At 36.0% G+C, this 21,306-nt stretch carries 20 protein-coding genes; 5 read left to right on the forward strand and 15 right to left on the reverse strand.

The genetic code is table 11. The features are described 5' to 3' along the window. From BUA72_RS12960 to BUA72_RS12980, 5 genes are all read right to left on the reverse strand, one after another. On the reverse strand, positions 1–321 hold the full coding sequence (locus BUA72_RS12960; RefSeq protein ID WP_072923275.1) for a DUF4133 domain-containing protein: 321 nt from the start codon (positions 319–321) through the stop codon (positions 1–3). A gap of 11 nt (positions 322–332) precedes the next feature. After that, positions 333–638, reverse strand: coding sequence for a DUF4134 domain-containing protein (locus BUA72_RS12965; RefSeq protein ID WP_072923276.1), 306 nt, complete (start codon positions 636–638; stop codon positions 333–335). Between the two features lie 650 nt (positions 639–1,288). Continuing rightward, entirely contained in the window at positions 1,289–1,924 is a 636-nt protein-coding gene (locus tag BUA72_RS12970; RefSeq protein WP_072923277.1) for a conjugal transfer protein TraD, read from the reverse strand. Between the two features lie 3 nt (positions 1,925–1,927). Continuing rightward, positions 1,928–2,329, reverse strand: a complete 402-nt coding sequence (locus BUA72_RS12975; RefSeq protein ID WP_072923278.1) for a DUF3408 domain-containing protein — start codon at positions 2,327–2,329, stop codon at positions 1,928–1,930. Between the two features lie 12 nt (positions 2,330–2,341). Continuing rightward, the gene (locus BUA72_RS12980) at positions 2,342–3,109 is read right to left on the reverse strand and encodes a ParA family protein (RefSeq protein ID WP_072923279.1); all 768 of its coding nucleotides are present in this window, start codon (positions 3,107–3,109) and stop codon (positions 2,342–2,344) included. A 662-nt stretch (positions 3,110–3,771) separates the two neighbouring features. Between BUA72_RS12980 and mobA the strand changes: the two genes are divergently transcribed. Together mobA and mobB are read left to right on the forward strand one after the other, a co-directional pair. Next, positions 3,772–4,203: a conjugal transfer protein MobA gene (gene mobA, locus BUA72_RS12990; protein ID WP_072923281.1), complete on the forward strand. Its 432-nt coding sequence runs from the start codon at positions 3,772–3,774 to the stop codon at positions 4,201–4,203. Positions 4,204–4,210: 7 nt separating this feature from the next. After that, positions 4,211–5,491, forward strand: coding sequence for a conjugal transfer protein MobB (gene mobB, locus BUA72_RS12995; RefSeq protein ID WP_072923282.1), 1,281 nt, complete (start codon positions 4,211–4,213; stop codon positions 5,489–5,491). Between the two features lie 33 nt (positions 5,492–5,524). On the opposite strand, the gene BUA72_RS13000 is transcribed toward mobB, so the two are convergent. Further along, positions 5,525–6,532, reverse strand: coding sequence for a PDDEXK nuclease domain-containing protein (locus BUA72_RS13000; RefSeq protein ID WP_072923283.1), 1,008 nt, complete (start codon positions 6,530–6,532; stop codon positions 5,525–5,527). A gap of 168 nt (positions 6,533–6,700) precedes the next feature. Here BUA72_RS13000 and mobC point away from each other — a divergent pair, with 168 nt between their 5' ends. Continuing rightward, positions 6,701–8,701 carry a conjugal transfer protein MobC gene (gene mobC / locus BUA72_RS13005; protein WP_072923284.1) on the forward strand — a complete coding sequence of 667 codons (2,001 nt, stop codon included), beginning with the start codon at positions 6,701–6,703 and terminating at the stop codon, positions 8,699–8,701. Between the two features lie 67 nt (positions 8,702–8,768). On the opposite strand, the gene BUA72_RS13010 is transcribed toward mobC, so the two are convergent. Together BUA72_RS13010 and BUA72_RS13015 are read right to left on the reverse strand one after the other, a co-directional pair. Continuing rightward, positions 8,769–10,856: a type IA DNA topoisomerase gene (locus BUA72_RS13010; protein WP_072923285.1), complete on the reverse strand. Its 2,088-nt coding sequence runs from the start codon at positions 10,854–10,856 to the stop codon at positions 8,769–8,771. Positions 10,857–10,905: 49 nt separating this feature from the next. After that, positions 10,906–12,324 carry a DUF3945 domain-containing protein gene (locus tag BUA72_RS13015; protein WP_072923286.1) on the reverse strand — a complete coding sequence of 473 codons (1,419 nt, stop codon included), beginning with the start codon at positions 12,322–12,324 and terminating at the stop codon, positions 10,906–10,908. Between the two features lie 531 nt (positions 12,325–12,855). On the opposite strand from BUA72_RS13015, the gene BUA72_RS13020 reads away from it, so the two are divergent. Beyond that, positions 12,856–13,452 (forward strand): Crp/Fnr family transcriptional regulator, encoded by a 597-nt coding sequence (locus BUA72_RS13020; RefSeq protein WP_072923287.1) that lies wholly within the window; start codon positions 12,856–12,858, stop codon positions 13,450–13,452. A 102-nt stretch (positions 13,453–13,554) separates the two neighbouring features. Here BUA72_RS13020 and BUA72_RS13025 read toward each other — a convergent pair whose 3' ends face one another. Together BUA72_RS13025 and BUA72_RS13030 are read right to left on the reverse strand one after the other, a co-directional pair. Beyond that, positions 13,555–13,875 (reverse strand): hypothetical protein, encoded by a 321-nt coding sequence (locus BUA72_RS13025; protein WP_072923288.1) that lies wholly within the window; start codon positions 13,873–13,875, stop codon positions 13,555–13,557. A gap of 103 nt (positions 13,876–13,978) precedes the next feature. Beyond that, positions 13,979–14,266 carry a hypothetical protein gene (locus BUA72_RS13030; RefSeq protein WP_072923289.1) on the reverse strand — a complete coding sequence of 96 codons (288 nt, stop codon included), beginning with the start codon at positions 14,264–14,266 and terminating at the stop codon, positions 13,979–13,981. Between the two features lie 310 nt (positions 14,267–14,576). Between BUA72_RS13030 and BUA72_RS13035 the strand changes: the two genes are divergently transcribed. Continuing rightward, a complete protein-coding gene (locus BUA72_RS13035) occupies positions 14,577–15,185 on the forward strand; it encodes a DUF4142 domain-containing protein (RefSeq protein ID WP_072923290.1) in 609 nt (202 codons plus the stop codon). Between the two features lie 176 nt (positions 15,186–15,361). Here the strand turns inward: BUA72_RS13035 and BUA72_RS13040 are convergent, their stop codons facing one another. The 5 genes from BUA72_RS13040 to BUA72_RS13060 form a co-directional block, all read right to left on the reverse strand. Further along, positions 15,362–15,721 (reverse strand): prevent-host-death protein, encoded by a 360-nt coding sequence (locus BUA72_RS13040; RefSeq protein WP_072923291.1) that lies wholly within the window; start codon positions 15,719–15,721, stop codon positions 15,362–15,364. Positions 15,722–16,061: 340 nt separating this feature from the next. Beyond that, on the reverse strand, positions 16,062–17,402 hold the full coding sequence (gene chrA / locus BUA72_RS13045) for a chromate efflux transporter (protein WP_072923292.1): 1,341 nt from the start codon (positions 17,400–17,402) through the stop codon (positions 16,062–16,064). 236 nt (positions 17,403–17,638) lie between these two features. Further along, the gene (locus tag BUA72_RS13050) at positions 17,639–18,433 is read right to left on the reverse strand and encodes a LuxR C-terminal-related transcriptional regulator (protein ID WP_072923293.1); all 795 of its coding nucleotides are present in this window, start codon (positions 18,431–18,433) and stop codon (positions 17,639–17,641) included. 385 nt (positions 18,434–18,818) lie between these two features. Beyond that, positions 18,819–19,076, reverse strand: a complete 258-nt coding sequence (locus BUA72_RS13055) for a hypothetical protein (protein WP_072923294.1) — start codon at positions 19,074–19,076, stop codon at positions 18,819–18,821. Between the two features lie 162 nt (positions 19,077–19,238). Continuing rightward, entirely contained in the window at positions 19,239–21,071 is a 1,833-nt protein-coding gene (locus tag BUA72_RS13060) for a zinc-dependent metalloprotease (RefSeq protein WP_072923295.1), read from the reverse strand. Between the last annotated feature and the right edge of the window lie 235 nt (positions 21,072–21,306).

A 21,306-nucleotide genomic window follows, 5' to 3' on the forward strand; every position in this document is an offset into this window, starting at 1 on the left:
TTAGGGATTATTTATTTTGATATACCTCAATAGATTCTTACGGCTGATGATGTATCGAGGATGCTTTTTCTTAGCACCCAGCTTCATGAGTCCGTATACTCCATATTTTCTGTTCATTGAGAATGTCTGCCAAATCAAAAGACTGCTTGCTGATCCTGCTGTAAAGAGGCAGATGTAGTTACTGACTCCTGTCATATACAGGATCATTACCAGTACAAGTACTGCTAGTAAACCGCCTGCAAAAATGAACAGGTACTGTGCTTTGAGTCCTTTGAACTCAACGGTTCTTCCAATTCCTTTATTGATGTGATAGGTATTCATAATCAATACGTTTAAAGGAAAAATGAGCGAAGAATCGTTGCCGCGACAATCAGAAAGATACAGGCGCCAAACCAGCTGGCAGCAGTCTTTGAGGTGTCCGGATCACCACTGCTGAATTTATTATAAACCTTGACTCCTCCAATGAGGCCAACCACAGCGCCGATGGCATAGATGAGTTTTGTGGCAGGATCAAAATAAGAGGTGACCATTTGGGTGGCTTCAGTGATTCCGGCAGTGCCGTTTCCCTGAGCTGACAAATGGATGGTTGTCAGCAAAGCCAATGCTGAAATCACAAGCTTTTTTCTTTGTTTTTCCATAATGTAAGCAGATTAAATTGTTAGCATTACCCGCAGTCTACGGGCTTTGGAGACAAAGATGATTGGTTAAGTGAAATGGAATTACAGTCTGGCTTTAGGTGAGTTTGTTTGGCAATAAGTGGAAGTTTGCGAGGGTGAAATTTTATATTTTTACATGAAAATCTCTATTAAGAGAGTTTAAGAACTGGTTTGTCAAATTGCTAGAACAGAAGAAATTTCAAATCGAAAAAAATTATAAGAGTCGCAGCTCCCGATGGAGGAGTAGAATCACAGTGCATTTTAAATAATGAGGATGAAGATAGCTGGCAGGCAAAGTATTTTAGTTCAATTGGAGATAAACAGCTTGACCCATTAGAAGATTCTTTTAAAAAGCTCTTGAAAAGAATCCAAAACTTATAAAGTATTACATCTTTACTCCCCTTGATCGACCTGATCTGCGTTTAGAAAAAGAAAATATATTTTTAGTAGTATAAATCTAAAGGATATTTCAAAAAAAAAACCTAGCCGAAGCTAGGTAAAAACTAATAACCATGAAAACTCAAATTAAACATGAGAATCGCTTCTGTTTGAAGCAATAAAGGTGCCTGAAAAAGCTAAAGAAATTATAATTATAGTTATAAAGTGTTAAAAATAGTTTTAAGCATTAGTTGTCAAGTAAAATCTCCAATATCAAATCCATCAGGATTGTTATTTTGTAAAAAGGAAGAATTAGAATTATTTTCTGAAGAAAGGCTCCCGTCCAATAGCTCAGCGATTTGACGGGAAGCACTTTCCATAGAATTTTCCAGTAGATTGAATAATTCGGTTCCATGTATTTTCTGAACAATAGTCGCTGCTGTTTCCTTTTGGCATGGCTCCAAATGATTTCTTTGCAGCATCGTCTCCACGGAGCTTAGTTCTTCAAAGGTAACCCCTTGGGCAAAACCGTTATCCTTACCGGATATTCTGTATTTTTTCCATTCTTCTTCCTCCTCATCATAATCAGGGCTAGTCATTAAAATCGGGTCCTGTTCTTTATGAGAAGACTGAATTCTGAGATTTTCATGAATGTCATATTCTACGTCTAAATTATCAGAATTTATTTTTGGTTCGTGAATTTGGCATTTTGAGGAAGTCTCTTGCTCATGATGTCTTCCTGTAGTTTTTGGTGACCCTATAATCTCAGGAAATTTCGGAGTATTTCTTTTTGATATTTTAGTTTTATCAGGCCATGCGTTGAGTGTTATCTTATCCTGCAAGAGCAGGATTATAATGATCAGCAGGCAAGTGATAATAAGTATTTCCATTGCTTATAAAATTGGTTTGAAACGCTGATTGAAATAGTGGGTAATATCATCCCCAAACTCTCTGAAATGATATTCCAGAATATTGTCTATATAAGAGTAGAGGGTTGTTTTTTCATCTCTTGTTAACTGTACAAGCCTAAGCAGCCTTTCGTGATATTCGGGACGTATGTAGACGACTTTGCCGTTACGCACCGATGGAAATCTATTAATTAGAAATGTTTCCTCATAATCTACCTTTTTTGATGAATTGCTTCTGATCTTTTCTTTAGGTTTATTTTCTTTTGGAAGATCTTGTTGGGTATCAGAAAGGGTAGAATTAGGTTCTGCACCACTGATGATATTCATCAAATATTCCTCATCCACATGGGGTTTCTCAAAATTGTTTTCTTTGTTGTCCTTAGCCATATTCAGATGTTTTTAAAGATGAACAATGCTTAAAAATTCCTCGACGAATAAATCCATTCGCGTTGCTTTCATAAGATGAGGTTCAGCAGGCAGCAAACTAGACCTGAACACATAATTACTGCTGTCATCGGATTCTTTTCTGAAACGTTTACTGTCCATGATTCTTGTTTTCATGATAGGCAGCTGAAGTTCATGAATGACCTGTTCATAGCCATTATACAGACCTGTTTTTTCTCTTCCATCTACCTGATTCCAAAACAACCAAAGATTTTGATTGTGACTGTCTTCACGGCTTTGCGGAAGTCCGAGAAAAGCCTTGGTGAATCCTAATGTACTTTCTACCACAAGGCGGTCAGCAGTGATGGGCGAAAAGATAAAGTCCATTGCTTTTAATGTGGTCAAAACACCCTTTGTATTGGCTGTTCCGGGCAGATCAAAAAATATAACCTCAGGGATAGCTGTGGATTGCTGTATGTATTCCAATGCTTGTTCCAATGCATTTTCAGATTTACATTTGATAATAGGGTAGGCTTTCTTGTTGATAGATTGGAACTGCTTCATAGCTGCTTTCTTATGATAGTCATTTTCCATAATGGTCTTCTTATCCCTTTCCCGCATATTGCTTACACTATGCTGGGGAAAATCACAATCCATAATCAGCACATTGAAACCTAAACGGTAATGCAAAATACTGGCAAGTAAGATGGTCATGGTAGATTTACCAACACCTCCTTTTTGGGTGGAGAAACTGATTTTTAAAGTTTTCTTTATTGTTTCCATTATTTAAAAATTTATAATTGTCTTATTTCTATGTTGCAAAGCAGTGGAGGTATATGTTTTTACATTGTTCTTCCTTTTTGTATTTCTGTGAATATTTGGGGTGGGCTATTTTCAAATAGATGTGTTTTTCTGCTTGCTGGGTTAACTATATTCTTTGGAAAGGTGGAGGTCGGACAAGAGGTAAAAGGCTTTACCGCTTTTATGCTTTTAAAATTGTATGCTTTTATAACAAATGAGCCGTATATCTTTCCTTTTTTATTTCTTACCAGAGCACCCTTTTTACGTACTGTATTACAACTTTAGGGTAAAGAAAGTGATTGATCGGTATGAGGAATGATCTCTGGTAGATCTTGACATTGGCGGGCAGTATTTGACCATGTTTTAAATACCAATGGTTTGTGAAATAGAACTTTAATTTGTAGTTGAGTTGTTGTTTGGAGGTATACAAATGTTGTGTGAGAAAAATAGAGTGGAAGATATGAGAAGGTGAAAAGCTTATGGCTTTTCATATTTATCGAATGTATCTGATGAGAGGGATTATAGTGTTCACCAGAACACGGCAAGTTGTGTTTTGAGTGCCTCAAAACAACTTGCCCCGCAGGGAGCCTAAAAAACACACTCCGAAGTCGAGGTTTTATTGAGTAATTAAAAATGGATGTCTAATGGGTGATAAAAAATATAATTACAGAAAGAAAGGAGGTAGGAAGCCTAAAACTAATCCAAGTATTCACCGCCATGTATTTAGATTGACGGATGAGGAAAATGACAAGTTAATGTCACTTTTTGAATCATCAGGAATGATGAACAAAGCCAAATTTATTACTTCTTTATTATTTGCCAGGGAGATAAGAACCGTTATAATTGATAAAGGATCTGTGGATTTTTACATGAGGTTAACCTCTTTTTACAGTCAGTTTCGTGCAATTGGAGTGAATTATAACCAGTTTGTTAATTTGTTATACACTCATTTTTCGGAGAAGAACGCCACTGTATTTCTGTATAAATTGGAAAAGCAAACTGCTGAAATGGCCTTGTTATGTCAGAAGATTATTAAGATAACTGAGGAGTTTAATAGAAATCATTTGGAAAAATAAGAAGAAAATGATTGCAAAAATTGGAAGAGGGAGTAATTTATATGGAGCATTGGCATATAATAATGTGAAAGTTGAACAGGAAAATGGGAAAATCTTGCTAACCAACAGAATAATTGAAACGCCTGATGGGAAGTATACTGTTTCACAATTGGCTGAATCTTTTAATCCCTATTTGGCAGCTAATAGAAATACTGAAAAGCATACGCTGCATATTTCGCTTAATCCTGATCCGAAAGATGAGGTTGGTGATGAACGTTTTGTGAAGATGGCAGAAGATTATATGCGGGAAATGGGCTATGGAGAACAGCCCTACGTAGTATTTAAGCATATGGATATCAATCGTACTCATATTCATATTGTTTCAGTATGTGTGGATGAAGAAGGGAAAAAAATAACGGATGAATTTGAAAGAAAAAAGTCGATGAATATATGCAGGGAACTTGAACAAAAATATGGACTTCATCCCGCAGTCGGGAATAAGGATCAGAAAGGGGAAATGATTTTTCAGCCGGTTGATTATAAGGCAGGGAATGTTAAAAGCCAGATTGCTTCTGTAATAAGATATCTTCCCAAATATTATAGGTTCAGGACTTTGGGTGAATACAATGCGCTGCTTTCACTTTTTAATATAAGTGCTGAAACAGTTGAGGGTGAACTTCATGGAAAAATGCAGCGTGGTTTATTATATTTTCCGTTGAATACAGATGGGAAGAGACTTGGACATTCTTTTAAAGCTTCTTTATTTGGTAAAAGTAGTGGTCTTCCAGCTTTGGAATCATATTGTATGCAGTGTAGGGAAGCTTTAAAGAATAGTGAATCAAAGGTGAATATCAAAACAGCCATTGCTGGTGCGATGCAATCTACACATAATGAAAAAGACTTTAAAAATAAGTTAACAAAGCAGGGAATCAATACCGTAATCCGAAGAAATGATACAGGACTTATGTACGGAATCACCTTTATTGATCATCATTCCAAAACAGTATGGAACGGTTCAGGCCTGGGAAAAGAATTTTCTTCCAATTCCTTTAGTGAACGATGGACAAAGAATATAAGACCAGAGAAAGAAATACCTATTGATCAAAAACTAAGAGTTCTAGATGACGTAGAGCATTTTTCTTTAGAGAAACAACATTATATCTTTGATAACGGGCAAATCTCTGATCAGTCTGAAGAAGTTTTAATTAATGCATTGGGCGGGCTGCTCTCTTTTACCAATGGAGAAGATCGGTATGAGCAGGATTTTGCTTATCGCATGAAAAAGAGAAAGAAGAAACGAACACGTTGAAAAACAGGATGGTTGCTCTTACTCAATTCCTCTCTAGCCTTCTTTTTCCAGAATGGCTTGCACCTTGTTTTGCAGTTCTTTTTTATCAGGCAGGTAGAGCTGGTATTTGGAAACAAAGATCTTATTGGAAATTCCACCGGTTGCATATTCTACCAATACTTCATCTTTTTCAGCAGAGAGAATAATGCCGATAGGCTCATTGTCATCTTCAACGTTTTCCTCCGATTTGAAGTAATTCAGATAAAGATTCATTTGTCCGATATCATAATGTTCTACCTGTTTTATTTTTAAGTCAATCAGGACAAAACATTTTAAGATACGATGGTAAAAAACAAGATCAATATAAAAATGTCTGTTACGAAGCGATATTTTATATTGCCTTCCTACAAAAGCAAAGCCTTTTCCCAGTTCAAGAAGGAACATTTGAAGGTTATCGATGATTTTCTGTTCCAAAGCTTTTTCTGTCACTCTGTGGCTTTGAGGGATTTTAAGAAAATCCAGTACATAAGGATCTTTTATGGCTTCGGATGAATCAGTGATAAGATGTCCTTTTTCTGCCAATTGTAGTACTCCTTTTTTATCTTTACTCAGTGCCAGGCGTTCAAATAGGGAAGAGTTAATCTGTCGTTCAAGCTCACGGTAACCCCAATTCTCCAATATCGTCTGTTTTTCATAGAACTGTCTGGCAGTATCATCTGAAACCCCAAGTAAGGTAACGATATGAGTCCAGCTTAATTGGGCAGGCACTGCCTGCCATTTTTGATAGGCAAGATAAAACCTTCGCATATCTAGAATATTCCGCCTGCCAAATCCTTTGCCATATCTTTGTTTTAAGTCTTTAGAAAGTATTGATAATAAGCCACTTCCGTATTCTGCGCGTTCCTGTCCATGCTGCTCATATTCCACGATATGTCTGCCAATTTCCCAATTTGCTTTTACCAGCTCAGTATTAACCGCTTTGACGGCATTTTGCCGGGCTGTTTCAATGGTTGACCCGATAGTATCCAGAAGTTCAGTGTATTTTGCTTGTATAGGTATCATCGTACTTTTCTTAAACAAACAAATTTAAACATTCTCAGCCAAGCATTATGCATCATCAACAGCAAAATATCCTGTTGATTTATGCCAAATACAGCCATTACCTGCCACTTTATAAAAATGATTTTTGGAGGGATTTATATTCGACTTCTAACATTAAATATTATAGAAATGCAGGGAGAAGACGATTTAAGAGGTCTGGCGAAGATCATGACATTGATGAGAGCGGTAAGTATTCTTATCGTATTAATGCACCTATACTGGTATTGTTATGGTTTCTTTTTAGAAAGAGGATGGACCCTGGAGGTCATTAACAAGGTTTTACATAATTTCCAGAAAACAGTCAACCTTTTTTCTTACCCGGTCTATACCAAAGTATTTGCTTTGGTACTCCTGGCTTTAAGCTGTCTGGGTACTAAAGGAGTGAAAAATGAGAAGATCACATGGCTGAAAATTAACCTGGCTCTATTCTTCGGGTTTGTATTATACTTCTTAAATACACCATTATTGCTGATGGCTCCCTGGATTGGGAATTTCTTTTATATTCTGACGTTGGCTTTTGGATATATTGTATTGATGATGGGTGGACTATGGATGCATCGGCTACTCACTCATCATCTGATGGAAGATGTTTTTAACAATGAGAATGAAAGTTTTATGCAGGAAACATCTCTAATGGAAAATGAATATTCGGTCAATCTACCCACCAAGTTTTATTATAAAGGAAAATGGAATAATGGTTGGATCAATATTGTCAATCCGTTTAGGGCAACCATTGTATTAGGAACACCGGGATCAGGAAAATCCTATGCCATCATCAATAATTATATCAAGCAGCAGATTGAAAAGGGTTTTTCAATGTACATCTACGACTTTAAGTTTGATGATCTCTCTATGATTGCTTATAATCACTTGCTGAAGAATCAACACAAATACAAAGTACAACCAAAATTCTATGTTATCAATTTTGATGATCCAAGAAAAAGTCATCGTTGTAATCCCTTAAATCCGGATTTTATGACGGATATTTCAGATGCCTACGAAGCAGCTTACACCATAATGCTGAATCTGAACAGAAGCTGGATACAAAAGCAGGGAGATTTCTTTGTAGAATCACCCATTATCCTGCTGGCAGCGATCATTTGGTTTTTGAAAATATATGATAACGGGAAATACTGTACATTTCCCCATGCTATTGAGCTACTCAATAAAAAATATTCGGATGTATTCACCATTCTGACTTCCTATCCGGATTTGGAAAATTATCTTTCCCCTTTCATGGATGCATGGCAGGGTGGGGCACAGGACCAATTGCAGGGTCAGATTGCATCAGCAAAAATACCTTTGTCCCGAATGATCTCTCCAAGTCTATATTGGGTAATGACCGGTGATGATTTTTCCCTGGATATCAACAATCCTAAAGAACCGAAAATATTATGTGTAGGAAATAATCCGGACCGCCAGAATATCTACTCTGCAGCGCTCGGGTTGTATAATTCACGTATTGTCAAGCTGATTAATAAAAAAGGACAACTCAAGAGCTCAGTCATTATCGATGAGCTTCCCACTATTTACTTTAGAGGATTGGATAATCTCATAGCTACTGCAAGAAGTAATAAGGTAGCCGTTTGTCTTGGATTTCAGGATTTTTCGCAATTGACACGGGATTATGGTGATAAGGAAAGTAAAGTCATACAAAATACGGTAGGGAATATTTTCAGTGGCCAGGTAGTGGGAGAGACGGCTAAAAGCCTTTCTGAGCGTTTCGGTAAGGTCTTACAAAAACGTCAGAGTATGACCATTAACAGAAACGATACATCAACATCCATTTCCACTCAGTTAGACAGCTTAATACCGGCTTCTAAAATTTCTACCCTGACACAGGGGATTTTTGTGGGGGCTGTATCAGATAATTTTGATGAGAGAATTGAACAGAAAATTTTTCATGCTGAAATTGTAGTAGATAATGAAAAAGTAGCTTCTGAAACTAAAGATTACCAGAAGATACCGGAGATTTTGTCATTTGTAAATGACCATGGTGAGGATACTATGAAACAGGTAATTGATGCCAATTATAGAGAGATAAAACAGGATGTTGTTCAGATTATTGAAAAAGAATTGGAACGCATTAAAAATGACCCGGATTTGCAGCATTTAGTACAGCCGGAATAATGGGAAAATAAAAAATGAGGCGATTAACCATCAGCCTCATTTTTTTTCAATACCTAAAGTACGGTAGTTATTTTCGTTGCGGTTGTTTATTATTTTCAAATTCAAAAGAGGTTGTATAATCCTCGTTGAGTACTATGTAAGCATTAAACTTATTTCCGCTTTTGCTTTTCATCCCTTTTATTAAGGATGTTTTGCCTTTGTTAATGAGATTTTCGATGTTGGCTATGCTGATTTGCACTCCGCAAACACTGCGGAATTGCATCCAGTTACAGGCCTTGTCAGGACATTTGATAATGGTATCCCGTATTATTAGCTGGTGGGTCTTGCATTGGGGGCAAATGAGTTTTGGAAGATTAGGCTGTGCGATGGTGGTTTGAAGCAATTCATCCGTAACAGATTTTGTATAGGTCTCAATTTCATGTTGAAAATCCACGGAATTGAGCCCATTGCTTTCGATTTTCTGCATCGCCAGTTCCCACTCCGCAGTCATGGCTACATCAGCAATTTTCTTGTCTTTAGTGAGCTCATAAACCTGTAATCCTTTTTCAGTGGGGATTAATGATTTATTGCTTCTTTGAATATAATTTCGGGTAAATAAGGTTTCAATAATGGAAGCTCTGGTAGCTGGAGTACCGATTCCAATATTTTTTAACGCTTTCTTTTCCTCCACATTTTCGATCTGCATTCCTGCATTTTCCATGGCTGAAAGAAGACCTGCTTCAGTATAAAGTACAGGCGCTTTGGTTTTCTTTTCCAGAATGCCGGCAGATTTAATTTTAAGTTCATTGCCCTCTCTGAGTTCAGGAAGTTCCTGTATAGGCTCCGTGCCATCAGAAAAACTGCCATGGATGGAGCGCCATCCTTCTTCCAGAATCTTACAGCCTTTTATGATAAAATCATAATGGAGAGACTGTAAAGAAATATCAGTAGCTTCTTTTATGCACGGTGGTGACAAAGCTTCCAACAGTCGAAAAGCAATTAAATCATAGACTGCATTTTCTTTAGGCGGCAGTGCCGAGGGAATTTTTTCTGTGATAAGCAATCCATGGTGATCCGTTACTCTTAGATCATTGACGATACGCTTGTTGAAATGACCCCATTTGATTTGACTTACTGCTAACATACAATTTTCCTTTTCCTGCAAAGCTCTTATGAGTTGGGGAATTTCTGTCCATACATCTTCAGGAATATATTTACTTCCTGTACGGGGATATGTGATAAATTTCTGTTCGTACAGACTCTGTGCGATATTCAGCGTTTCTTCAGCCGACAGGTTAAGTTTATTATTGGCTTCCTTCTGTAAACCGGTCAGGTCAAATAATAAAGGAGGCTGCTCGGTTATGTTTTTGGTATTTACAGAAGTAACTGTTGCTGTATTCCCGTTCCTTTCAATGGATTTCAGCAGATCCTCTGCCTGTTTTTTATCACTAAGGTGAGTCTGGGAGAGACTTTTAAAGTCAATAAAATTTCTGGTGTGTAATAATTCTATCTGCCAGTATTTCTGTACGGAAAATTGTTTGTTTTCCAGATAGCGCCTGCATATCAAAGCCAGTGTCGGGGTCTGTACCCTTCCCAATGAATAGATACCATTTCCTGCAGCTATACTTAATGCTTGCGTAGAATTGATTCCCAGCAGCCAGTCGGCACGGCTTCTGCTCTGAGCTGCCTGATACAGCCCATCAAAATCATTCCCACATCTTAAGTTTTCAAATCCTTGCTTAATGGCTTTTTCGGTAAGGGAGCTTATCCATAACCGCTCAAAAGGTTTTGTACATTTCAGGTATTGGTAAATGTACCTGAAAATAAGTTCTCCTTCTCTTCCTGCGTCCGTAGCGACAATAATGCTTTCACAGCGATTGAAAAGTTGTTCAATCACCTTAAGCTGCTTCAATGCGCCCTTATCAGGAGCAAATCCTTTTTCTTTTTTGACCTTTCTGACAGTCAGTAGAAAGGGTTGGGGAAGTATGGGAAGAGCTGCTTTTTCAAATCCTGAAATCCCATAGTCTTCTGGCATGCCTAAGCCAACCAGATGCCCGAATGCCCAGGTAACACAACAAGTATTACCTGACAGGTAGCCTTCTTTTTTCTCAGTTACGCCCAGCACATGGGCAATTTCTCTTGCTACGCTTGGTTTTTCTGTTAGTATTAATTTCATGGGTAACTTTTGTGGATGGTTAATATTCTATCAAATAACAAGGGATAGGCTATATTTTCCGTCCTCCTGATTTAACAGGTACTTTCTGCTGTTCCTGCTTAGGTGTATGTTGCCGCGATTGGAGTGGTTTTTTGATATTCTTAGAGGCTTCATTCGTTTTACCTTCTGAGTTAACAGCGATCTGCGTTGTATGAGCTTCTGCAGGCTTTATCTGTGCTTTAAGTTTGTTTGGATTTTGGAAAGAGAAGTCTATTTTACCAGTATCCTCATTCAATGTAATATACCCCTGGTATTTCTGGCCTTTCTTATCGGTAAGATCATCAATGTAAACTGTTTGTCCCGCTTTAAATTGAGCGTACTGCTCCTCATCCAGTTCTTTTCCTCTAAACGTTCTTGGAATCTCTGAGGACTGGCCTGGTGGAATACTTTGTGTTTGGCTATTTCCTCCTCTCTCAAACAGGAATTCTACATATTTCTTATCTGCATTAAACTGTAAAGAAGCATTGAAAGGCTCTCCGTTTTTAGAGATCATCCCTTCGATATACAGAGATTTGCCTTCCAGTAAAGTTTGTTTTTGATGATCGTCCAGTTTCACGCCTTTAATCTCATTTGGAATTTTGATATAATCAGTTTTTAAAGCAATCAGTTCATTGGTGAGTCTGTCTATACTAATAATGGAAGGTATTGTTTCTCCGGATTTAGGATGGGTGAGATCGACTATTCTGCCCATATTTCCTGTAGCTAAAAGATTCTCTTTATCTTCCTTGGTAAACTCATGTCCGAAAAAAGGATAATTGAGTTGAGGCTCTTTTCTTATTCCGTGAATAGCAACTACGATTTGTCCCTGATCGTTAGGTTGTAATGATAAACGGGCATCCAGTTTTGTAATGGCAGTACCCAGATTAAGGCTGATAGGAATAAGTTCATTGGTCTTATATCCCTTTAATAAAGGTTCCAATACATTCAGTTTCTCAAGTCTTTCCTTGCTGAGTCCAAGATTTGATAGCGTCTCCCAATCTAATTGTTGAGGTTGGTAACGGTAGTCACTGGGTTCTGTGGTTGGCTGTGTTGTTTCCATATCGATTTTATTTTCTGATTTAATAGTATTTTCTGGTTTTACTTCAAAGGTGTCTATCAGGACCTTTCCCTCTTCTGTAGGATGGCTAATATGTTGTTGTATTTCTTTAGCCTTTTGTATAGCCACAAGGGAGGGAACTTTAAAAAATGAAAATCGGGTAGGGTCTTTCAATTGGCTGAAAAAATTGGAAAAGAAATTGGAAAATAGATCACCGGACTTATCTACCCGCATAAACTGGTTTTGATTTTTTTTGGTTGGATTAATGGTCTTTAATTCTCCGTTTTCTCCGATACCGATAACTGCCTGAATTTTCATCTTGGCTTTGTCAAGTACCAGTAAGATATCAGAAAGCTGTTCTAATTCTTGTAATGTTTTTTTACTCTCATCCATAGTCATAGAATTTAAATTGGATGATGAAATTAATGTATGGAATTAGAAAATCGTGACTATGGCTTTTGTTGGTGCTATTTGTCATGATTTGTCATTAGGGGCTTCGAAAATGTGGAAGATTTAACAGAATATAATAATTGGATCATAGGATGAGACTGAAAAAAGGGCCGAAATATGTATATAACACCGAAAACGTTTGGATTAAGTCCGGAAAGCATATAAAAATTTCTATGATAATAGTTTAGAAAATATAACACAAAATATAGAGGCTAGCAAAAATCCGGAATAAAAGGTTTATTTTTAAATTGATACCAATGATGTCAAAAATATAGCCATAACCGGAAAGGTAAATCACTGCAGGAACAGCTGAGGTTCCTAACGGCGCAGTTAGTGATTTTTTCAAACTCAAGATTGATTAATTTAATGATTCAAAGGCTGTATGATCTGTTTTTAAAATGAGATAGATAATATGTGTGGTATTGGCATGTCCATTGATAATGATTAATTTTATGGTGCTAATAATCAAATTTAATGGTCATTTCTGAAGCTATTTTGTTCGCTCATGGAGCGAAAACAGAATTATATCAAACTGATGAATTTATATTTCAAGAAGGAGCAAAACCTAAATTTTATTTCCAAATAAAATCAGGATCAGTTAAACTTAATAATTTCCTTGAAGATGGGAAAGAATTCGTTCATGGATTTCCTTTTGAAGGACATTGTATAGGAGAAAGTTATTTATTTACAGATCATTGCTATGCTGTTAATGCGGTCGCTGTATCCCCATGCGAAATTATCAAATTGGAAAAAAATGTATTTTGTGAATTACTGTCTAAAAATACAGTACTTCATTTTGAAATCAATCGCTATACTGCGGATCGGCTTCACTTTAGATACTTAATCTCTACCTTACTTTCTATTGGAGATCCAATCACAAAACTTGAGATACTTCTTAATCATTTAAAGATGTATTTTGGTTTTACCATTCCATATAGCTTTGAGGTTCCTTATACAAGACATCAATTGGCTACTTTAACAGGTCTTCGGGTAGAAACGGTTATTAGAGCATTTAATAAAATGGAAAAGCAAAGGATAATAAAAAAACAGAACAAAAAGATTTATTATTAGGGATCGTAAAGTAGATAGCCTTTTAAAAATAATAGGAACATCCTGTTTTCATTTGAAAACAGGATGTTCCTTAAATATAAATTTTTGCTAGAGATTAAAACGTTATTGATGTCTTATTCCTTTTTGATGATACTTTACATTCCTTCCAGTTAATTGGTAATTTTTGGAGAAGCTTTCATTATATACTTCATAACTTTTTGGTGTAATAACATGATTTACTTCTGATTCAGGTGTTTTAAGACGGATCTCTTGGCCGTTTTTATACATTCTGTTATCGTAGGTGATATAGGTTTGATTTTCTGCATACATATTGCCGTCAGGAGCTGGAAATATTTTGCCTTTCTTCGTTTTCTTTTTTAATGCCAGAAAGAATAAAGACCCGCCTGCTAATAAGCCGAATGCTATTTTTACTCTATTATTCATAATTTTAATTTTTATTGATAAACAAAGAACAACAATTTACCCAGCTGGAAAAAATGATCAGGTAATAGATATGTATTAAGGAACTCTATGAGAGAGGTTGACTTTATCTCGCTGGCCTTGCACTGTCTGAAACGGCGGCATTAATATTACCAGTGCCGTTACCTGTATTGTTATTGCTGGTTTTTCTACCGCCTATATGAGTTTTTGTATTGATGCTGTCACTGCTTCCTAAACTGTCTTTTGAAACCCTTGGTTTTGAAGTTGCTGTATCAGAATAGCTTCTTTGTGTTTGGGTAGAATCAGCATATGCAGTACCAGTGTTTGTCTCCTTTTTTTTACAAGCTGCAACTAAAAGGCTTATTGCAAAGATAGGTAAGAGTAAGTTTTTCATACTATATTTTATTAATGAATTAGTGTATTAATGTATTGATGGAATCCTTTGATGATTCAAAATTAAACATTTAACGATCCAACCTATATGAGCGAGATCATAATTTCTTAATGACTTAAAATTTATTTTTGTCATACTTATTAGAAGATACAATCTGAATTACTGATGTACTAGTACAGTTTGTTTATAGCCATTAAGCTCATTGGAATAAGGTATGTTTAGTTTGTAATTAAGCCAAAGTTCTTTTAAAGTTCATTTATTGTTTTAATATTGAAACTGATTCACAAATCACCATTTAAAATGTATTAATATGAAAAATTCTGCTTTAACAATTTTTGCTTTCATTGCATTAATGGCCTGCAAAAAAACAGAAACAACAAGGGTAGTTCAGCCTACAGACAGTGCAACAATATCCGCTCATGTCGATTCTTCTACCACAGGTAACGATTCTACAAAAATTACAAATTCCCCGTCTACGAATGTTCTCAGTGATCAGGATAAAAAATTTGCTGATGCTGCCGCGAAAGGAGGACTGATGGAAGTTATGATGGGGCAGTTAGCAGCTGCTAATGCTGCCGGCGCTACAGTAAAAACTCTGGGAGAGATGATGGTCAAAGATCACAGTAAAGCCAATGAAGAACTAAAAAAATGGGCCTCAGCAGCTGGCTATACGCTGCCAGATCGTTTGGATGCTGAAAAACAAAAAAAGTATGATGAGCTAAAAGCAAAAAAGGGAGTGGAGTTTGACCGTATGTACACTGATCTGATGGTTAGCGATCACAAAAAAGACATTGAAGAATTTAAAAAAGAAGGTTCCGAGGGTAAGGAAACATCCTTAAAGTCTTTTGCCAACAAAACACTTCCCACTTTAGAACACCACTTAATGGAATCTGAAAAAGCGAAGACTAGTGTTAAATAATATTCTTAAAATATAGCCTTTATGATCTCAATCATAAACTGAAAATGGTATATCCAATAATTTTGAACTGGATTTATACATTACTATTTGCATTCGTATTATCTACTCTCCTAGTTTTAGGAGAGTTTTTATTATATAAACAGATGTTTACTTAGGGTAATATCTACAAGAAACTATTAATTAAGTTCATAATTCCCAATGACTAAACTTAAAATGAAATGAACATAATCTTTTTGTGCTTCCTGTCTATTAATTAATCTGTTTTTGTAATCATAAGATTTCAGAACATCGGTCAATTTGGTGTAAGTATCAAAGTTATTTCCTTTAATTTTAAGCCTTCCATTGTTATCTTTTGTTTGAATGATAGTATTATCTGGAGTTCGGACTTTAAATAAAGCATAAGATAATTTTGGATTGAAATTCATCCGGCCTGTATATCTTTCAACTATATTCACCTTAAATGAATCAAAAACGATCGTGTTGAAAATAATATTAGAGTAAGATTCCTGAGTCTTAAGCTCAAGTGTATAATTCATGACTTTATTTTTTATACAAATGTATTAACAATCTAAAAAAAATCAAAATAAGGCGATGTTCATTATTTCCTTCTAGTGTCCGAATTATATGTAGGTATTGAATTTTAACAGCAATCGATGTTCTGAAAATGATGCCCGAGTTATAACCCGTACTATAGTTTTAAAAAAACTAGTGAGGCTTATGTCAAGTATTCCAGATTATCAGTTACCCTTTTATAAAAAATAATAGAGTAGTAGGTCTGCCATATCTTGTGTGTTCACAGCAGAAATAAAGATTGATTTTTTCTTCAATAATACTGCTTAATCTGCTATGATTTGGTGTTTAATTCTAAGGTTTTATTTATATGAAATGCAAAAAGTATTTCAATAAACCAAACAGTAAACTGATCAGAATAAGATAGATCATATTAAGTTTATACCTGTAAAGAAGTACAAGTGAAATAATTACCCAGAGCAGTGAAATCCAGTTTATATTGTATAGGGTGATAGGCCGGCTGTTGAATAAGATTTCCTCACCCAGATAAAATGCTAAGTTGACAATAACACCGACCACTGCTGCCGTTATTAATGATAACACGCTTTGTATCATTCTATTTTTCTGCGTTTTTTCAATCAATGGAGCTCCCATGAAAATCAGAATAAAATTTGGCAGAAAAGTAAAATATGAAGCTATAAGCAATCCGATAGAGCCCATGACCAAAGAACCTCCAAAGTGGTTGTAGCTAGCCATAAATCCAATGTAGGACAGTACAATAACCAAGGGGCCCGGTGTAGTTTCAGCCAAAGCAAAACCATCGATCATCTGTGCCTTACTTAACCACATCAATTTATTGGTTACTAAGTTGGCAGCATAAGGAATAACGGTGTATGAGCCACCAATGGTTAAAAAAGCAGCTTTGGTAAATAGTAAGGATGAATCCTGCCAAAATGCAGGGTCTATCATGAAATTAGATACATATAAAAACGGGACTAACCACAAGGTTACAAACACTAGGAGCTGCAAGGCTATTTTCTTTAACGATGTTGTAGAACTGCTTTGATTGGAATTTACAAAATATAAATCTTCATGAATGAGATTCTCTTTTTCGTTATTTCTGGCTCTTGAGATTAGAAGCTTGGGGAAAATCAGGTTGACAGCAATTCCTAAGATGATAATACCAATTAAGATATATGGCATTGAAATATGACCAAAATACGACAATGAAAAAGCCATTGCTGCAGCAAAAAAATGCAGAGGAGTAAGAAGGGATTTTTGGCTCACTTTCCATGTTGCAAATAAAATGATAGCCAGAACAGCGGGTTTTAACCCATTAAATATAGATGTTAACAGAGGTGTATTTCCATAGAGCGCATAAATTAAACTCAGCCCCAGTAAAATACACATTGAAGGAAGTATAAAGAATAAACCAGCTATTATACCACCTTTTATACCATGGAGCTTCCAGCCGATGTAAATAGATAGCTGATGTGCTTCCGGACCGGGTAAGATCATACAGGCATTAAGGGCATGATAAAATTTGCTGGTACTGATCCATTTCTTTTTATCAACTAAAAAAGAATGCATGATGGTAATATGACCGGTTGTTCCTCCAAAGCTGATCCACCCCAAGATGAACCAAAACTTTACAGCTTCTGAAAATGATGGTTTTGGAACTTTTTTTTCGTTTATCGTTTGCCGCATTTATTCTATATTTAGGGAGCATGATAATGATTGGAAAATCGATGAACTCAAATATAAGGATTTCAGAGACTTATAGAAGGTTTTGGATAGGGTTTGTAGGTCATGTAATAATATTTTAATCTTACTAAAAATCCGAATCTTTCAATTCGTAAGAAATGTTTGAAACAGGCTCAATTTAGGTTTCGTTTTATAACACGAACTCTTTTAAGAGGAGCCCTTCATTATCCTCTCTTTATTTAAAGTATTAGTAAACTGTGATTCATTGTGTAAGCAATCAGTTCTACAGAAGTTTTAGTGTTTGTTTTTTTCCTAAGATTACTTTTATGATTTTCTACCGTACTATAAGAGATAAAAAGTTTTTCTGCGATTTCTGGACTGTTGAAGCCTTGTGCCATAAGGCTTAAGATATCTTTCTCACGATTGGTTATATTAGGCTTTTCTGTGTCTATTTGAAGTAATTCCTGATCGATATGCTTAAAATACTGGACTTCATTATCACTAAAATCCATTATGGAAAGGAGTGGCAGATTTTGAATCCTGAAATGGGATAGATCGTAAATAATGACTATAGATGCTTTTATTTCGTAGTTACTAATAATTTGAAAGGGTGACTGAAGTAATATCCATCGATAATCTCCATCCCGGGTAATCATTCTGCCGTAATGATTAAACCCAACATCGGTTTTTCCCTCTCTTAAAAATTGCAAACGTACATTGGCGGAAAATACGAATGCTGCCATGACGTATTGTCTATCTTGCGGATGAAATAAATTAATGAAAAATTCAGTACTTGATCCCATCCAATCTTCTTTGCTAAAAGGAGTAAATTGTTCAATATTTTCACTGGTTCGTTCTATTTCCATATTTGTCGAATTGACAATAAACCAAAAGAAGGGTCCCAGAGAAAACTTTTTAGCATTTTCAATTGAGTCCTCAAAAAAGTCGAAATAATTCGCAGCCAATTGACCATCTTTTTTATTGAAATAGTCATTAAACTGCTTTTCATCCATTGGATTGATCTTTTTTTTCATAACATTCTCACTAATTAATATAAGTCTACTTTTTTATTGCGAAAATTATACCAGCAGCCACTGAGTCGAATCAATAGCTTTTACTGCATACAATTTCTTGATGCCTGTTTTATGAGTAATAACATGGTTTTTTGTAAGAGAGCTTTTAGCTGGATTGAACCATTTTAGGATGGTTGCGGAGACACGGTAGGCCATCAAAAGGCATGTCAGGTGTCGTAATTTAGAAAGATATTGTTTGAGATTGTTGTAAGTATTTGTTGGTCCTTAAATCCTGACAACTCTTAAATTAGAAAATTTAGATAAAAAGCACCGGTATATCCAGAAATGATAGAATGAAATTTAAAAGTAAAGCAATTAAAGATAAAAGAATCATACCGATGCCCTATTATTGTTTAATCGTATAATCATACACTGTATCTTCATCAAGATATAAATGCAGTTTCAATTTAAACAGTCCCAAAAATGATTTCTTCAAAACAAAAACACATTCTTGGGTGTGTAATTTTTGTACCTTATAATCAATGAAAAAGAAATCCAGATCATCCATTTTTTTTCCAACCAGCTGATCTTCCCGCAGCAGAATGTTTTGATGCTTATCATAGAAGTAATATTTTTTATTGAAATAAAATTTTTTATTTTTCATCCTTAGAAAAATTTTATTATTTGCAAAGTCTTTTATTTTTCATGTTACAGGCCTTGTTAAAGGCGTGTAACATGAAAAAATATATATAATGATGTGTTTTTTTTGAGCAGGGATTGGTCTTCCTTTCCAGTTCCGTTTCTGAACCCATTATTGGATACCGATTTATTGAATGAATTTTTTAGAAACTTTCCGACCGTTTTCTACAAATGTTAAAACATAAGTCCCTTTATGATAGAAATTCAATATAATTGAGCTGGTTTCGGACTTGCCTTTTTGAATCATTTTTCCACTCATATCATAAATTTCGTAGCTGCCAAATTTTTTAGAACCACTATTGACTAAAATCAACGAATTATGCTCTGGCGAATAATGAACGGCATCAGTTGCTTTGTCGTTCTCAATAGTACTTAATGAGGCTCCCGGAATTCGTACTGAATAATCTTCCGTTTGACCATTCGTTAAGTTTTCGCAGGGAGTTTTCTGATTCCTGTCCGCTATTACTCTCATCCTCAAATAGGTGTCTCTTGTTGCTGTAACGGGAGGCGTAAAATTGATCACATAGGGTGATTGTCCGGCATTGAGTCTGTTAGGTGAAGCACCAATCAATTCTGAATCTTCAAAAATGCCGTTATTATTATAATCAATCCAGGCCTTTATATATTGTGGAGAGCCCCCAAAACTTATCTTTAGCTGATTGGAATTGACGCTGATATCTGTAAAAACTTCTCTTCTAAAGCAGTTTTGTAAACTGTAATCCGCATAATAATGTCCATTGGAATACGTCCAAAATGCATCAGATGCATTATCTATGTTGCCGAGTTGAACTCGCGTTGGTCCCATGGATTGATTTGACGGATTTGTTATACCGGTAGGATTACATGCAGAGGCCGTTAATGTGGGTACAGGAGAAGCTGGAGTAATAGCCGTTCCTGCCAAAGATCTTGTTAGATTAGACCGGTGCTGCATAAACATAGCAATAGCACGCTCCCTCTGCCCCGCAGTAAATTTCCTTGGCCTGGCCGTATAATTCATGACATTATACTGAATCCCCTGATAAGGTGATCCTGTACATGGATTAATGTTTGTGTTGGATGGAAACGGCGAAACGTATAAAAGATTAGCAGTAGGTTCTGTATCACATACTTTATCATTATTGACAGTGCAGTCAGAGTTATCCGGACAATGTGAGGCCTGCGGGGAAGACGAAATGGCAGAAGTTCCGGAAAATACATGATCCAGTCCAAATGCATGCCCTAATTCATGTGTAAAAACATAGGGATTACCAATACCGCTTACTTTCATAAAACTATCATAGGCAGAATTGGGATTTGAAGGATAATATGCCCAGCCTAAAATCCCATTGTACCCTTTATCTCCATCAATACCAATAACCAGGTATATATTGAAATAAGAGCTCTCAGGCCAATGAGGTACCATATTTTTTATTGTGTTTTCATTAGGTCCATTAGGTCCGCTGGGTCCAGATGATCTCACACCATAGGTATCATACCCCTGAATGCTGCTCCCGTTATACCTTATAATTCCGTTAGTGCTAGCACATTGAGGGGTTCTTTTGGCCAGCACAAGTTTAAAAGGGATGACATTTCCACCATCATTTCCCGGGCCTTCCGGATAATAGCCGTTGCCATACGTAGTTGCGAATACCTTGTTGCTGTTGTCTACCCATTCCTGGATTTGTGCATCAGTCCGTACAAGAGAAGCGTTGGATGGATCAGAGGACTCTATAACGTGTATCACAACAGGAATTTCATAGACTTGTCCTGTGTACAACCCGTTTTTTGAGGTAGCCCCAATTTTATTAAGATATTCCTTTGCATTCATCTTCAAGAGACGTGCTTCTGCCTCTTCTCTTGATTTCCGTACTTCCGGATCTTTTCTTTCTAGTTCCTGCTGAACCCGTTCAAAGGCGCAAGATTCCTGCCCAAATATCATTATTGTGCCTAACGATAAAATAATAGTTAAAATTTTTTTCATTGTGATTTTTTTTTAAATAATAAGAAAATAGATATGTCCGAAACCTTTTTTGCATGAAGGCCTGATACCCAAATAATAAAAGGGATTGTCGTCTTTAATTTTTAGAAATCTTGAAATATCAATATGGCAATGATTACCTTCAATGCATATCCAGATTTACAATGATTTTTTACCAGAGAATCTGTTACCGATTGCATCTATAATTGAGTTTGGATTTGATCTCACGTCCCAACCC

The sequence above is a fragment of the Chryseobacterium sp. OV279 genome (assembly GCF_900128945.1).
In the GTDB taxonomy this organism is placed as follows: domain Bacteria; phylum Bacteroidota; class Bacteroidia; order Flavobacteriales; family Weeksellaceae; genus Chryseobacterium.

What these genes read in the sequence shown, in the direction of transcription:
- BUA72_RS12960 (WP_072923275.1), bottom strand. Translation starts at nt 321, where the DNA reads ATGAATACCTATCACATCAATAAAGGAATTGGAAGAACCGTTGAGTTC.
- BUA72_RS12965 (WP_072923276.1), bottom strand. Translation starts at nt 638, where the DNA reads ATGGAAAAACAAAGAAAAAAGCTTGTGATTTCAGCATTGGCTTTGCTG.
- BUA72_RS12970 (WP_072923277.1), bottom strand. Translation starts at nt 1,924, where the DNA reads ATGGAAATACTTATTATCACTTGCCTGCTGATCATTATAATCCTGCTC.
- BUA72_RS12975 (WP_072923278.1), bottom strand. Translation starts at nt 2,329, where the DNA reads ATGGCTAAGGACAACAAAGAAAACAATTTTGAGAAACCCCATGTGGAT.
- BUA72_RS12980 (WP_072923279.1), bottom strand. Translation starts at nt 3,109, where the DNA reads ATGGAAACAATAAAGAAAACTTTAAAAATCAGTTTCTCCACCCAAAAA.
- mobA (WP_072923281.1), top strand. Translation starts at nt 3,772, where the DNA reads ATGGGTGATAAAAAATATAATTACAGAAAGAAAGGAGGTAGGAAGCCT.
- mobB (WP_072923282.1), top strand. Translation starts at nt 4,211, where the DNA reads ATGATTGCAAAAATTGGAAGAGGGAGTAATTTATATGGAGCATTGGCA.
- BUA72_RS13000 (WP_072923283.1), bottom strand. Translation starts at nt 6,532, where the DNA reads ATGATACCTATACAAGCAAAATACACTGAACTTCTGGATACTATCGGG.
- mobC (WP_072923284.1), top strand. Translation starts at nt 6,701, where the DNA reads ATGCAGGGAGAAGACGATTTAAGAGGTCTGGCGAAGATCATGACATTG.
- BUA72_RS13010 (WP_072923285.1), bottom strand. Translation starts at nt 10,856, where the DNA reads ATGAAATTAATACTAACAGAAAAACCAAGCGTAGCAAGAGAAATTGCC.
- BUA72_RS13015 (WP_072923286.1), bottom strand. Translation starts at nt 12,324, where the DNA reads ATGGATGAGAGTAAAAAAACATTACAAGAATTAGAACAGCTTTCTGAT.
- BUA72_RS13020 (WP_072923287.1), top strand. Translation starts at nt 12,856, where the DNA reads ATGGTCATTTCTGAAGCTATTTTGTTCGCTCATGGAGCGAAAACAGAA.
- BUA72_RS13025 (WP_072923288.1), bottom strand. Translation starts at nt 13,875, where the DNA reads ATGAATAATAGAGTAAAAATAGCATTCGGCTTATTAGCAGGCGGGTCT.
- BUA72_RS13030 (WP_072923289.1), bottom strand. Translation starts at nt 14,266, where the DNA reads ATGAAAAACTTACTCTTACCTATCTTTGCAATAAGCCTTTTAGTTGCA.
- BUA72_RS13035 (WP_072923290.1), top strand. Translation starts at nt 14,577, where the DNA reads ATGAAAAATTCTGCTTTAACAATTTTTGCTTTCATTGCATTAATGGCC.
- BUA72_RS13040 (WP_072923291.1), bottom strand. Translation starts at nt 15,721, where the DNA reads ATGAATTATACACTTGAGCTTAAGACTCAGGAATCTTACTCTAATATT.
- chrA (WP_072923292.1), bottom strand. Translation starts at nt 17,402, where the DNA reads ATGCGGCAAACGATAAACGAAAAAAAAGTTCCAAAACCATCATTTTCA.
- BUA72_RS13050 (WP_072923293.1), bottom strand. Translation starts at nt 18,433, where the DNA reads ATGAAAAAAAAGATCAATCCAATGGATGAAAAGCAGTTTAATGACTAT.
- BUA72_RS13055 (WP_072923294.1), bottom strand. Translation starts at nt 19,076, where the DNA reads ATGAAAAATAAAAAATTTTATTTCAATAAAAAATATTACTTCTATGAT.
- BUA72_RS13060 (WP_072923295.1), bottom strand. Translation starts at nt 21,071, where the DNA reads ATGAAAAAAATTTTAACTATTATTTTATCGTTAGGCACAATAATGATA.